The sequence below is a fragment of the Sulfurospirillum sp. UCH001 genome (genome assembly GCF_001548035.1).
Lineage (GTDB): Bacteria > Campylobacterota > Campylobacteria > Campylobacterales > Sulfurospirillaceae > Sulfurospirillum.
In genome coordinates this window covers 1,848,323-1,861,465 of sequence record NZ_AP014723.1, presented here as the reverse complement: position 1 = coordinate 1,861,465, position 13,143 = coordinate 1,848,323, and the positions used below count along the sequence as shown (strand labels likewise).

The 13,143-nt window shown below is 38.4% G+C and carries 12 protein-coding genes, 3 tRNA genes and 2 rRNA genes; 11 read left to right on the top strand and 6 right to left on the bottom strand.

The genetic code is table 11. The features are described 5' to 3' along the window. Positions 1 to 22: 22 nt before the first annotated feature. From UCH001_RS09365 to UCH001_RS09340, 6 genes are all read left to right on the top strand, one after another. Positions 23 to 99: transfer RNA gene (locus tag UCH001_RS09365), tRNA-Ile, on the top strand. A 1-nt stretch (position 100) separates the two neighbouring features. Continuing rightward, positions 101 to 176 (top strand) — tRNA-Ala (locus UCH001_RS09360). 198 nt (positions 177 to 374) lie between these two features. Then, a 23S ribosomal RNA gene (locus UCH001_RS09355) occupies positions 375 to 3,285 on the top strand. Between the two features lie 134 nt (positions 3,286 to 3,419). Continuing rightward, positions 3,420 to 3,535 (top strand): 5S ribosomal RNA (gene rrf, locus UCH001_RS09350). A gap of 177 nt (positions 3,536 to 3,712) precedes the next feature. Then, positions 3,713 to 4,087, top strand: a complete 375-nt coding sequence (locus tag UCH001_RS09345; protein ID WP_067177226.1) for a thioredoxin family protein — start codon at positions 3,713 to 3,715, stop codon at positions 4,085 to 4,087. Then, the gene (locus UCH001_RS09340) at positions 4,084 to 4,476 is read left to right on the top strand and encodes a thioredoxin fold domain-containing protein (RefSeq protein ID WP_067177224.1); all 393 of its coding nucleotides are present in this window, start codon (positions 4,084 to 4,086) and stop codon (positions 4,474 to 4,476) included. The genes UCH001_RS09345 and UCH001_RS09340 overlap by 4 nt, the downstream gene beginning before the upstream one ends. Here UCH001_RS09340 and UCH001_RS09335 read toward each other — a convergent pair. Next, entirely contained in the window at positions 4,469 to 5,353 is an 885-nt protein-coding gene (locus UCH001_RS09335; protein ID WP_067177220.1) for a nucleoside recognition protein, read from the bottom strand. The genes UCH001_RS09340 and UCH001_RS09335 overlap by 8 nt on opposite strands. Positions 5,354 to 5,420: 67 nt before the next feature. Here UCH001_RS09335 and UCH001_RS09330 point away from each other — a divergent pair. After that, positions 5,421 to 5,497 (top strand) — tRNA-Arg (locus tag UCH001_RS09330). Positions 5,498 to 5,503: 6 nt separating this feature from the next. Here the strand turns inward: UCH001_RS09330 and UCH001_RS09325 are convergent. The 3 genes from UCH001_RS09325 to UCH001_RS09315 are packed head-to-tail and all read right to left on the bottom strand — an operon-like array spanning position 5,504 to position 8,150. Beyond that, a complete protein-coding gene (locus UCH001_RS09325; protein ID WP_067177217.1) occupies positions 5,504 to 5,962 on the bottom strand; it encodes a GNAT family N-acetyltransferase in 459 nt (152 codons plus the stop codon). Next, complete coding sequence (locus UCH001_RS09320; RefSeq protein ID WP_067177215.1) at positions 5,962 to 6,993, bottom strand: UDP-N-acetylglucosamine--N-acetylmuramyl-(pentapeptide) pyrophosphoryl-undecaprenol N-acetylglucosamine transferase; 1,032 nt, start codon at positions 6,991 to 6,993, stop codon at positions 5,962 to 5,964. The genes UCH001_RS09325 and UCH001_RS09320 overlap by 1 nt, the downstream gene beginning before the upstream one ends. Then, positions 6,990 to 8,150: an FtsW/RodA/SpoVE family cell cycle protein gene (locus UCH001_RS09315; protein WP_067177213.1), complete on the bottom strand. Its 1,161-nt coding sequence runs from the start codon at positions 8,148 to 8,150 to the stop codon at positions 6,990 to 6,992. Before UCH001_RS09315 ends, UCH001_RS09320 begins: the two co-directional genes overlap by 4 nt. A gap of 120 nt (positions 8,151 to 8,270) precedes the next feature. Here UCH001_RS09315 and flgB point away from each other — a divergent pair, with 120 nt between their 5' ends. Genes flgB through UCH001_RS09295 form a run of 4 tightly spaced genes read left to right on the top strand, consistent with a single transcriptional unit; the run spans position 8,271 to position 11,308 of the window. After that, on the top strand, positions 8,271 to 8,705 hold the full coding sequence (gene flgB, locus UCH001_RS09310) for a flagellar basal body rod protein FlgB (protein ID WP_067177212.1): 435 nt from the start codon (positions 8,271 to 8,273) through the stop codon (positions 8,703 to 8,705). Positions 8,706 to 8,714: 9 nt separating this feature from the next. Beyond that, complete coding sequence (gene flgC, locus UCH001_RS09305) at positions 8,715 to 9,209, top strand: flagellar basal body rod protein FlgC (protein WP_067177211.1); 495 nt, start codon at positions 8,715 to 8,717, stop codon at positions 9,207 to 9,209. A gap of 5 nt (positions 9,210 to 9,214) precedes the next feature. Beyond that, a complete protein-coding gene (gene fliE, locus UCH001_RS09300; protein ID WP_082705710.1) occupies positions 9,215 to 9,511 on the top strand; it encodes a flagellar hook-basal body complex protein FliE in 297 nt (98 codons plus the stop codon). 12 nt (positions 9,512 to 9,523) lie between these two features. Further along, on the top strand, positions 9,524 to 11,308 hold the full coding sequence (locus UCH001_RS09295; protein ID WP_067177209.1) for a penicillin-binding protein 2: 1,785 nt from the start codon (positions 9,524 to 9,526) through the stop codon (positions 11,306 to 11,308). Here UCH001_RS09295 and hemH read toward each other — a convergent pair. Continuing rightward, entirely contained in the window at positions 11,302 to 12,243 is a 942-nt protein-coding gene (gene hemH, locus UCH001_RS09290) for a ferrochelatase (protein WP_067177207.1), read from the bottom strand. The genes UCH001_RS09295 and hemH overlap by 7 nt on opposite strands. After that, complete coding sequence (locus UCH001_RS09285) at positions 12,244 to 13,143, bottom strand: Gfo/Idh/MocA family protein (RefSeq protein ID WP_067177205.1); 900 nt, start codon at positions 13,141 to 13,143, stop codon at positions 12,244 to 12,246.

Below are 13,143 nucleotides of genomic sequence, written 5' to 3'. Positions count from 1 at the left end.
AGAGATTGAATGAAAGATAGAGGGGCTTATAGCTCAGGTGGTTAGAGCGTACCCCTGATAAGGGTAAGGTCAGAGGTTCGAGTCCTCTTAAGCCCACCATGGGGAATTAGCTCAGCTGGGAGAGCGCCTGCTTTGCACGCAGGAGGTCAGCGGTTCGATCCCGCTATTCTCCACCATTTTTTATGGACATTGTCAAACAAGAGAGAAGAAGTTTAATATCAGTTCTTTATTTTAAGAGTTGATATTAGACTTTTTTAGTCTAAAGTTATTTAATTTATTATTGTCAAAGTCAACAAAACGCAAAAAAAACAATTTACAACTTGTTAGATGTTTTACATTTAATAAGGGAGTGAAATGTGCATTAGAATACAAATAGGTAAGCTATTAAGAGCGAATGGTGGATGCCTAGGCTGTAAGAGGCGATGAAGGACGTACTAGACTGCGAAAAGTCACGGGGAGCTGTCAAGAAGCTTTGATCCGTGAATATCCGAATGGGGCAACCCAGCTGATAGTAATATCAGTTACCCTGCGGGGGGCGAACCTGGCGAAGTGAAACATCTCAGTAGCCAGAGGAGAAGAAATCAAATAGAGATTCCGATAGTAGCGGCGAGCGAACTTGGAAGAGGGCAAACCAGATGCTTGCATCTGGGGTTGTAGGACTGCGTTGTAGAATGATGATAGGTAGTAGAGTAACCTGGAAAGGTTAACCATAGCGGGTGATAGTCCCATATACGAAATCTAGATTCATCTTAGCAGTATCCTGAGTAGGGCGGAACACGTGGTATTCTGTCTGAAGCCGGGAGGACCACCTCCCAACCCTAAATACTACTTACAGACCGATAGTGAACCAGTACCGTGAGGGAAAGGTGAAAAGAACCCCAGTGAGGGGAGTGAAATAGAACCTGAAACCATTTGCTTACAATCATTCAGAGCCCTATGATTTATCAGGGTGATGGACTGCCTTTTGCATAATGAGCCTGCGAGTTGTGGTATCTGGCGAGGTTAAGAAAACTCGGAGCCGTAGCGAAAGCGAGTCTTAATAGGGCGAATTAGTCAGATGCTGCAGACCCGAAGCGAAGTGATCTATCCATGAGCAGGTTGAAGCTGGTGTAAGAGCTAGTGGAGGACCGAACTCGCTGACGTTGAAAAGTCTTGGGATGACTTGTGGATAGGGGTGAAAGGCCAATCAAACTTCGTGATAGCTGGTTCTCTCCGAAATATATTTAGGTATAGCGTCATGTTGTAGTATACGGGGGTAGAGCACTGATTGGGCTAGGGCCTATACCAAGGTACCAAACCCTGTCAAACTCCGAATACCGTATATGTAATCATGGCAGTCAGGCGGCGGGTGATAAAATGCGTCGTCAAGAGGGGAACAACCCAGACTACCAGCTAAGGTCCCAAAGTGATAACTCAGTGGAAAACGATGTGGAGTTGCTTAAACAACCAGGAGGTTGGCTTAGAAGCAGCCATCCTTTAAAGAAAGCGTAACAGCTCACTGGTCTAGCGATTCTGCGCGGAAAATATAACGGGGCTAAAGTTATCCACCGAAGCTGTAGATTCTACATAGTAGAGTGGTAGGAGAGCGTTCTAGTCAGCATTGAAGGTGTACCGGTAAGGAGCGCTGGAGCGGCTAGAAGTGAGTATGCAGGCATGAGTAGCGATAAAAGGGGTGAGAATCCCCTTCGCCGAAAACCCAAGGTTTCCTACGCGATGTTCGTCATCGTAGGGTTAGTCGGGACCTAAGACGAGTCCGAAAGGGGTAGTCGATGGAAAGTTGGTTAATATTCCAACACCAATAATAGAGCGCGATGGAAGGACGCTTAGGGCTAAACGAGGCAACTGATGGAATAGTTGTTCGAAGGGTGTAGATTAGATTACAGGCAAATCCGTAATCTTTTATTCGAGACCTGACAGGCACTTGATACTCTTCGGAGTGGATGGTGAATCGTTGATGCCGTCGAGCCAAGAAAAGTTTCTAAGTATATCTGTTATTGCTCGTACCGTAAACCGACACAGGTGGGTGAGATGAGTATTCTAAGGCGCGTGGAAGAAATCTGGTTAAGGAACTCTGCAAAATAGCACCGTATCTTCGGTATAAGGTGTGCCTCCTTCTGTATATGGACTTGCTCCAAAAAGCGGAAAAGGTTGCAACAAAGAGTCCCTCCCGACTGTTTACCAAAAACACAGCACTCTGCTAACTCGTAAGAGGATGTATAGGGTGTGACGCCTGCCCGGTGCTGGAAGGTTAATTGATGTGGTTAGCGCAAGCGAAGCCATTGATCGAAGCCCCAGTAAACGGCGGCCGTAACTATAACGGTCCTAAGGTAGCGAAATTCCTTGTCGATTAAATATCGACCTGCATGAATGGCGTAACGAGATGGGAGCTGTCTCGACCAGGAATCCAGTGAAATTGTAGTGGAGGTGAAAATTCCTCCTACCCGCGGCAAGACGGAAAGACCCCGTGGACCTTTACTATAGCTTGACACTGCTGTTGGGATAAAGATGTGCAGGATAGGTGGGAGGCTTTGAGGGTGTGACGCCAGTTGCACCTGAGCCATTGTTGAGATACCACTCTTCTTTATTCTGATAGCTAACTGGGACATATTATCTATGTTCAGGACAATGTCTGGTGGGTAGTTTGACTGGGGCGGTCGCCTCCTAAAAAGTAACGGAGGCTTACAAAGGTTGGCTCAGAACGGTTGGAAATCGTTCGTAGAGTATAATGGTACAAGCCAGCTTGACTGTGAGACATACACGTCGAGCAGAGACGAAAGTCGGTCATAGTGATCCGGTGGTTCTGTGTGGAAGGGCCATCGCTCAAAGGATAAAAGGTACCCCGGGGATAACAGGCTGATCTCCCCCAAGAGCTCACATCGACGGGGAGGTTTGGCACCTCGATGTCGGCTCATCGCATCCTGGGGCTGGAGCAGGTCCCAAGGGTATGGCTGTTCGCCATTTAAAGCGGTACGCGAGCTGGGTTCAGAACGTCGTGAGACAGTTCGGTCCCTATCTGCCGTGGGCGTAGGAAAGTTGAGGAGAGTTAACCCTAGTACGAGAGGACCGGGTTGAACGAACCACTGGTGTACGGGTTGTTCTGCCAAGAGCATCGCCCGGTAGCTATGTTCGGATGTGATAACCGCTGAAAGCATCTAAGCGGGAAGCCAACTCCAAGATGAACTTTCCCTGAAGACCTCATGAAGACTACATGTTTGATAGGCTGGGTGTGTAATGGGTGAGAGCCCTTTAGCTGACCAGTACTAATAGGTCGTTTGGCTTATTCTATATTAACGTATGATAATGCTATTTCACTTCCTTATTAAGTGTAAAGCGCTTTGTTGACAGACAATACTAAAATCACTAAAGAATGGTGAATTAAGCCTATTTAGCTTATAATGCGAATAGATTTAATTCACGATTCTGGTGGCTATAGAGAAGAGGAAACGCCCTGTCCCATTTCGAACCAGGAAGCTAAGCTCTTCATCGCCGATAATACTCTCTCTTACTGAGATGGAAACGTAGGTCGCTGCCAGTTCCGTGATTCTTCTTTAACCTTCCCTTTTCTCAATCCCTTATTCATAATATCGCAAGCAGCAAATATCGTTAAAGTCTAGTGCTTTTTATTTTCTTATCTATTCGTGAAATAATTTTTTTTCAATCTTTATTGGTTTTATTTTTATTATAATTAGGCTAATTAAAAAAAGGTTTCATAATGATGAAAATAATTGTGAGTTTGTTTTTAATGAGTTTTAGTTTATATGCAATGAGTTTCAATGATATTAAGATTCAAGCAACAGAAGAAAAGAAGCTTATTTTAGTTGAATTGGTCATGGAATCATGTTCGTATTGTGAAAAAATGGAGAAATTTGTTCTTTCTAAAGAAGATGTAAAAAGTATAATCACTAAGAACTATATGCTTTTAAAACTTGATATTCATAAAGACGAAATACCAGAATTTTTGACTTCTCGAATTACCCCAACATTTTATATTGTAACTCCTGATAATGTTATTCTTCATGAAATGATCGGTGCTCCATCAAAAAGTGAATTTATTGCGTTATTGGAACGTTTTGGAGCGACTAAATGAAAAAGTTTTTCTATGTATTCCTAAGTTTATCTATAAGCACTCTTTGTCTAAAAGCAGATTTTCTTGATATTGAGCGACAAAAAGCCTTAGATAACAAACAACTTATTCTTTTAAGTATTGAGAAAGAGGGCTGTCCCTATTGTCTTAAGATGCAAACAGAGATTTTTAATGTTCCAAAGTATTCTCAATATATTTCGAAAAAGTATTTACATGTTACCATGCGCCAAGAAGGCTCTTTATTGCCTAAAGCCTATCATGTGAAGTATTTTCCAACCAATCTCATTGTATCTCCACAGAATCTTCATATTATTGATGAATTTGCAGGCTATATGAATCCAGAGAGCTTTATAGAGTTATTAGATGAAGTGTATGCTCAAGAATTTAAGTAGTTTTATAATATTTGACAATGAGAGTGGCAACGAGTGTTGCAAAGAGTAGTCGTAGGCTTACAATAAGCCAAGGATTTGCGCCAAAAATGACAAAAAGTAGGGTATCTTCAATAATTGCATGACAAATCATTAAATAGGTTCCAATAAATAAAACCTCTTTTTTTTGTAGAATTCCTTTTTCGTATTCAGAAATTAAAATACCAGCTCCATAAGTAATACCTAGAATCACACCTACTAAAATAGAAAATCCACTATTGACCTTTTTGGAATGTTTTTCAATGATGGCAAGAGATTTAATAAAATCAAGAAAAAAGATCAATGCAGTCACTAAGACTATGACTTTAATAGAAAGAGAAAGTGATTCATATAGAGAGTTTTGAAGTAGCTCAAAGAGTGAATGATAGTGTGGATGGTTCAATGCTAGATTAATACCATCTTCGTCTATTTTAACTGTAAACCAACTTTGTGGTAATTTTGATGTTATTCCTCCCACCAATAAGCCAACCCCTAAGCGTAAGCAAATAGAGTATATTCTTGAAATACCTAATCGTTTCATGATCTCTGTTTCAACCAGCAACGCATGCGCAATACCTAAAAAAATAGCTAAAACAGTCCATTCTTTTGCTCCAAGACCAAGAGGTGCAGCAAAAGCTATAGCTGCATAAAGATTGAGAAATAATCCGCTTACAATGGCAAGAGCTGCTTCTTGCGGTAATTCTAAAAGGTTTACTAGAGGTTTAAAAATGAAAGTAATATAGGATAGAAGATTGTAATAGAATAAAAGATCTGCCAAAATGTAAATAGGAACAATGAGCTTTAAAATCGTCCAAGAACTTTTTAACGACGTTTTTAGAGAACTTTGTAAACTAAATGACATTTTGGCTCTTTTTTTAATACTTATTTTATATTAGGTAAGATATAATACCGACCTCAAAGAGAAATGTGCGTTCGTAGCTCAGATGGATAGAGCATTGGTTTGCGGTACCAACGGTCAGGGGTTCGAGTCCCTTCGAGCGCACCACTTCGTTTAAAATAACTCTTCGAACACTCGATATTTTGTTTTTTGTAATCCTAAATCTTCATACGCTTTTTGTGTTTCTTTATCGTCTTTGTGAACGTAAAGTCTAATACCACATACATCGTAATGTTCTTTTGCCAAAGCTTTTGCTTTATCTAAAAGTGCATCATGAATCTCTTTCTCATGTTCATGGTCTGTTACAAAGATACTTTGAATACAATAAAAAGCGCCATTGCTCCAATCGCTCCACTCTCTTGTAATCATTGCGAGTCCGACAATAGTTCCTTCTACGGTTGCAATAATATAAAAACCATTATGAAATTTTGCGAAGACCTGATGGACACCTTCTGTTGTCAGAGCAAGAGGAATATTTTTATTGACAGTCTCTTTTGCAAAGAGTACATTAAAAGCGGCAATCTCTTTCGCGTCATCGCGTGTCGCAATACGAACAATAAGATTTTCTAACATTATTTCTCCTTTGTTTGATTGTGTAATATCATATCAACAATCTCTTTAGCACCATCTTTTTGAATCATATGTGATAAATTTTTAGAAACATACGATAGATCAACATGCTTGATGTCATCTAAAAGCATAATAGGATCAATTGCGCTGTTTTGAGAGCAAATAAGAGCTAATTTTTGATCAGCAAGCATCTTGGCATTGAAATATTGATGATTTGCTGCTGCATGAGGAAAAGGGATAAAAAGAGCAGGAACTGTTGCTGCACATAGTTCCCATAAGGTACTTGCCCCTGAACGGCTAATTGCAAAGTCTGCAAGGGTTAATTTTGAAGGAATTTCTTTTGAAAAATCAAATACATCCGCAGGAATATTGTGCTCAGCATAAAATGCCTTCATTGCATCAAACTCTTTTTTGCCTGTTTGATGAATAATAAAGATGCCTTCTTTATGTAAAAGAGGAGCTAATTTTTGGGCTAATGCATTAATAAAAGAGGCACCTTGACTACCTCCTAGAAAGATGATTGTTTTTAAATCTGTACGCTCTCTTCGGATGTCAAAAAAAGCTTCACTGACAGGATAATTTGTGAAAATAGCATCTTTATCGTAGGAACTAAAGAAAGCTTTACAAAAAGGTCTTAACAGTGAGTTGAGTTTTCCTTGGATGGCATTTTGTTCATGAATATAAAGAGGTTTACCGCTAAGAAGAGCGCCAAAGGATGCAGGTGCTGCAGAATATCCGCCAACAGAGAAAACATATCGTATATGATGCTTTTTAAAAATCGTTTTACACGTAAACGCAGAACGCATAATGTCGTAGAGTGCTAAGATTTTTCGTAAGCCTTTTTTATTGACGACACCTTGACTCTCTAAAAAATAGGTTTTCTCAAACCCATCATCACCTTCGAACCATGCTTTATCTTGACCTGCTGTGGAACCTATGTAAATAGGCTTTATACCACGTTTATTTAACTCTTCTTTAATCGCTTTTGCAATAACAAGATGTCCTCCTGTTCCACCGCCTGTAATGGCTATCATAGCTTTGCCTTTTTACTGATCATTAAAACCATTCCTATGCCAACAGAAAGGGCTAAGATGGAGCTTCCGCCATAGCTGATAAATGGAACGGAAATACCTTTAATTGGAGTAATGGAAGTGATACCATAAGCATTCATCAAGAATGAGAAAACGATTAAAAGACCAATACCTAAAGAGAAAAGATAGTAAACTTTATTTTGACTACGACTTGCAATTTTAAAGATACGGTAAATAATCGTGATAATAATGAGTGTTAAAAGTGTCACTCCTAATGCGCCAACTTCCTCTGCAATACCTGCAAGAGCGAAGTCAGTATGTACTTCACTTAGGTATCCTAGCTTGAACATACCGTTTCCAATACCTTCTCCAAAAAGCCCACCATGCTTAATAGCATTGAGTGAGTGTGAAATCTGATAAGGCTCTGGAGCATCTTCAACCCTAAGAGCAGCTGCTATCTTTTCAGGAAAGAGGGAGAGAACCATATTTTGGATGGTTGCCCACCATGTTTTGATCCTAATAATACGGTGTGTAGAACTAAAAATAGCGACTAAAAAAACAAAAATAGAACCCATGATGGCAAGCATAAAGAGTTGTAGGCTTGTTCCAGCAAAAAATGCCATAACCGCAAGGGTGAGTGCTAAGACAACTACCTGTCCAAGGTCATTTTGCATAACAGCGATAAGATAAATAACCAAAAGAAAAACAGCTAAATAAGGCAAAATCAGTTTCATCTCTTCTTTGAGAGTCTTTTTGTTGTTGTTTAGTTTTCTTGCAAAACTCCATGCAAGAAAGTAAACAAAACCAATCTTAAAAAATTCAACAGGTGCAAGTGAAAAGCCAGGAAGCCTGATCCATCGTTTTGCACCACCTGCAGAAGTAACTAATGACTCTGGAAGATAGTGCATAACTCCCATCAGTAAAAGACAGCTTAGGAAAATGGTAAATCCAATGTGAATCAAAAATTTATCCGGATCAACTTGCGATAGTGCCCACATGATGGTAACACTAATCATACCTACTGCAAATTGTCGAACAAAAAAATGGTATTCAGAATAGTCAAAGAAGAGTGTTGTAAACACCGGCAATGACAATGAAAAAACAATGCCAACAAAGATGGCAAATGTGCTAAGTGAAAAAAGTATTTTATCTGTTTCCATGGTTTCTTATTGTATAGTTAGAATTTATCTCATTTTACACTAAAATAGATTAAATCATATTATGAGCAAAAACGGAATACAATTTGCTTGTATAAAATATCTCGTGAAGAAAGGAAAAAAATGGGTTTTGTGACCTCTAAATCAAATGAACTTTTAGAAGCAGGTCTAAATGCAAGAGCATTAAGACAAGACCTTGTATCAAGCAATATTGCAAATATTGATACACCTTTTTATAAAGCACGTGATATTGATTTTGAAACGGCTCTCATAGAAAAGAAAAAAGAGATTTATGGTGAAAACAGTGCTTCAAACAAACTTGAGATGGCGCAAACAAATAGCGCACATCTAAATGGAGCAACAGATTTTGATAGTTCAAAGTCAACTATTTATCTTAGAGACGGTCAAATGTCTCGAAATGATGGCAATACAGTCGATTTAGATGTTGAGACATCTGAACTTGGAAAAAATGCGATGATGTTTAACGCTTTAACATCAGGTTTGCAAAAAAATGGCCTTATTTTCAAAAGCGTTATCGAATATTCGTCAAAAGTGTAAGGAAAAACAATGGCATATTTAAGCAGTTTTGATATCAGCAGTTATGGGCTTTCAGCTCAACGTTTTAGAATGGACGTTATTAGCTCCAATATTGCTAATGCAAACACTACACGTACAAGTGAAGGTGGACCGTACCAACGTAAAGATGTTGTGTTCAAAGCGATTGATTTCAATAAAACCTTAAATGAAAAAATTGCAGGCAATTCAAATATGCTAGGCTATGAAAACCCACTAGATGACCCATTCTTGCAAGAAAATGCCAATCCTGCTATAATGAGTGTAGCTGTCGATAAAGTTGTTCGTGATGAGAGTGAATTTAGATACAAATATGAGCCTTCTCATCCTGATGCGAACGAAGAGGGTTATGTAGCATATCCCAATGTAAATCCTGTCATTGAGATGTCTAACCTTGTTGAAGCAACTCGTGCTTACCAAGCGAACGTTTCGGCGTTTCAAAGTGCAAAATCTATAGCACAAAGTGCGATTGATATTTTAAAAGGATAAGGTAAATGCCAAGTACAATTAATACCATTTCATCATTAACCAATAAATCCAATGCTACTGTTGCTAAATCTGAAGCTTCAAATGGCGATTTTTCAAAAATTTTAAAAGATTCTATTGAAGAAATTAATGACTCTCAAGTCAAAGGTGATAAAGCAATGGCAGACCTAGCAACGGGTGAAGTCAAAGATTTACACCAAGCAGCTATTGCCATCAATAAAGCAGAAACAAGCATGAAAATGATGTTAGAGGTTCGTAATAAAGCGCTTAGTGCTTATAAAGAGATTGCTAGGACACAGATTTAATTTTTTGCCTACATGGAACAATCTGACGCCAAAAAAATCAAAATTCTTTTCTTATTTGTTGTTGTTCTTATTGGATTTATTATCTTCCTTGGAACGCTTTTCTACTGGGCGACCATTGATAGAAGATTACCCAAATTAGAGCATAGCGAGGTTAACCATGCATTGCGTGGAAACATTATCAGCTCTGATGGTTTTAAAATTGCTACCAGCCAGAAACTCTACAAAGCACTCGTTGATACACGTAACATCGACCCTAAAAAATTTGACCTCTTTGTAAAACTCTATTCGCTTTACAGTGGTGATGACCCTAAAGCTGTTGCTGCCACACTTAAGTCAAATTCGGGTAGTACTGTTTTGTCGTACCGCATTGATTCAAAAAGTGCAAAATATCTGCAAGAACTCTCACGAAAACTCTATAAATTAGGTGTATTTAAAAGTTATGAAGACCCCAAAACGGGTGTGGCTTTTTTACATGGTCTCAGTGTTATCGAAAGTGGAGAAGATAGACTTTACCCTTCTGTTGATTCTGTGACGCCTATTTTAGGGTACGTTAAAAAGACAGAGCAAAAAAACATTACAAAAACAACAGGTGTTAAAGGAATTGAGCGATTTTATGAAGATAAACTCTCTTCTGTACAAGACTCTCTTGTTATTGGCTCACGTGATATTTCTAATGCCATTATTTTAGATGGCAATAGTATCTCTTCTCGCCGTTTTGATGGATACGATGTTCATTTAACGGTTTCACTAAAAATGCAAAAAATTATTGAAAATATTTTAGATAAACATCAAAAAAACCTTGAAGCAAAAGAGATTATGGTGGGTATTATGAACAGTGAAACAGGCGAGTTTGTAACACTGGCATCAAGTAATCGTTTTAATCCCGATTTGATTGAAAAGAAAGATTATGGTGCTTTAAATATATCAGCGATTGAATATATTTATGAACCAGGCTCTGTTATGAAACCGATAACACTTGCATTATTGCTTAGAGCAAATAAAGTTAATCCTTATGATATTGTCAATGCGTATGGCGGAAGTTATAAACTAGGAACAAAAGTCATCAAAGACGACCATAAAGCGGATAAATATACTGTTGAAGATATCATTGTCTATTCAAGTAATATTGGTACGGCTCAAATCGCTCAAAAACTAGATGCAATTGAATTTTATCAAGGATTGAAAGATTTTGGTTTTTCTGTTCGTACGGGCGTTGATCTTCCTTTTGAACATCCAGGTATTATTCCAGCACTGAATCGTTTTAATTCACCAATTTATAAGGCGACGGTAGGATATGGCTATGGTATGAATGCTACTTTCATGCAACTTATTAAAGCCTATAATGTTTTTAATAATAACGGGCGTGTTTTAACCCCACGATTGGTTAAGAAATTAGTTTCTCCTTCAGGACAAGAACTTTTCCCAGAAAAAATACCAGACCCTCAAGTCATAACACCAGCAATTGCAAAACGCATACAAAAAATTTTGATTAAAGTTGTTCAGCAAGGAACAGGAACGAAAGCAAAAATGGAAGGTCTTGAGATTGGTGGAAAAACTGGTACAGCGCATATTGCCGAAGATGGTGAATATGTGAGAAGTTATAATGGTTCTTTCTTTGGATTTGCTAACGATAAGAAAAATAAATATACCATAGGTGTTGTTGTTCGTGAAGCAAAGAAAAAGCAAGCATATTTTGCTGCTCAAAGTGCGGTACCTGTTTTTAAAGAAGTTGTTGAAAAATTAGTAGAAAATGGTTATTTAACGCCTTCTACGGAAATTCAAAACAACCTTCAATAAGAAATTAAATACTTAATACACTCCACAAAAGCGTCATCATCATTAGGGCATTTGGCAACTAGATAGCGTTCAAATCCTAAATGATGCGCAACTTCAGCATACTCTTGACTCAGTTCAAATTCTGTTTCTGAATTATCAATTGTAAACGAGATAGGTACAATCAAGGCATTTTTATTGGACAGGGATTTTAATGTATCTTCCAAAGAAGGCTCTAGCCATTTTACCGGTCCCAATTTGGATTGATATGCAAGATGAATCGCTTTAAAATGAAGATTCTCTTCTTTCAAAAGGTTCTCAATGAGTCCTACGTGTAATGTAATCTCTTTTTGGTATGGGTCACCTTTTGCGATAATCTTTTGAGGCAACGAGTGAGCAGAAAAAATAAGTTCCATGCTTGATGGGTCATTCTCTCCAAGTGCTTCTTTGATCTTTTTAACCAAAAGACGGTTATAGGCTTCATCTTCATAAAAACGCTCAATAATCTGTATGTTTCCTTTGTATCTCAATGCTTTTGCCACATCCATAAAGTCTTCTACGGAAGATTTTGTTGTGGTTGTAGAATAGTGTGGATAGAGTGGAAGTAATACAACTTCATCAATTCCTTTTGCTTGAAGTTCTCGAATGACACCCTCGCAAAAAGGAGGTGTATAGCGCATCGCAAATGAAACATAGTAGTCTGGCATGACTTTTTGGAGTTTATCGACCAACTGTTGAGTATATCCCACTAAAGGTGACTTCCCCCCAAGTTTGGCATAATTTGCTTGTGCTTTTTTAGTACGAGAAGTGGTGATCATCACTGCAATAAAGCGTCTTAGAAGAGAACTTTTTACAGTGATGATATTTTTGTCGTTAAACATATTGGACAAAAAGAGCTTGACTTCATCTAGGTTGTTAGGACCTCCCATATTGAGGAGTACAAGCGCTTTTTGTTTCATTTATGCCTTTCTAGAAGAAATGTCAAGGGTAATCATACTGTCTTCAATGGTACTTAAACCATGACGATCACCTGTTTCGATATATGCTGCAAATGCTTTATGTTCGCGAATCAAAGGCTCTTCTTTTTTAAGCATGATTTTGCGGATAACATAGGAGTTATTTTTTTGGTACTCTGAATATTCTGTTAAATCTTGTGCCATCAAGTCTGCTTCATAGTAACCTTCTTTAGTCGCTACTTCGATAGTACGTTTACGAAACGGTGTTAACCAGTTGGTGGTAATGCTCGCAACGATTTCCCCACTGAGTTGAAACGAAAGAATAGCGTTGTCTTCATGGTGGTTATGAATTTTTTGAGATTTATAAATAGACACTTTTTCAATTTCATGCTCTGTGATATAGCGAATAAGGTCAATGTCATGAACAGAAAGGTCTGTTAAGATACCAACATCTGCAATACGTGGAGGGAATGGTCCTACACGCGTAATGCCAATACTGTAAATCTCTTTGCCTTCAAGCTCGTTTTTCAATGCTTCTACTACTGGGTTAAAACGCTCGATGTAGCCTACACAGACTTTTGCTTTCGCTTTGTTCGCAGCCTCTAAAATCTCTTTTGCTTCTTCGCAATTAGAAGCAACGGGTTTTTCAATAAAAAGATCTTTGCCTTTTGCTAAACATTTGAGTGCAACGCTTTTGTGTAAAAAGGTTGGAACAACGATGACAACGGCTTGAACGTCTGCTTTTTCTAACATCTCATCAATATCTGTATAAAAAGGCTCGTCATACTCTCTGGTTTGTTGAATGTCACAGAGTGCTGTAAGTTCAAATTCTGGCAAACTTTTCAAAACTCTATAGTGGTTTTGTCCCATAGATCCAAGACCGATTAGTGCTACTTTTACCAT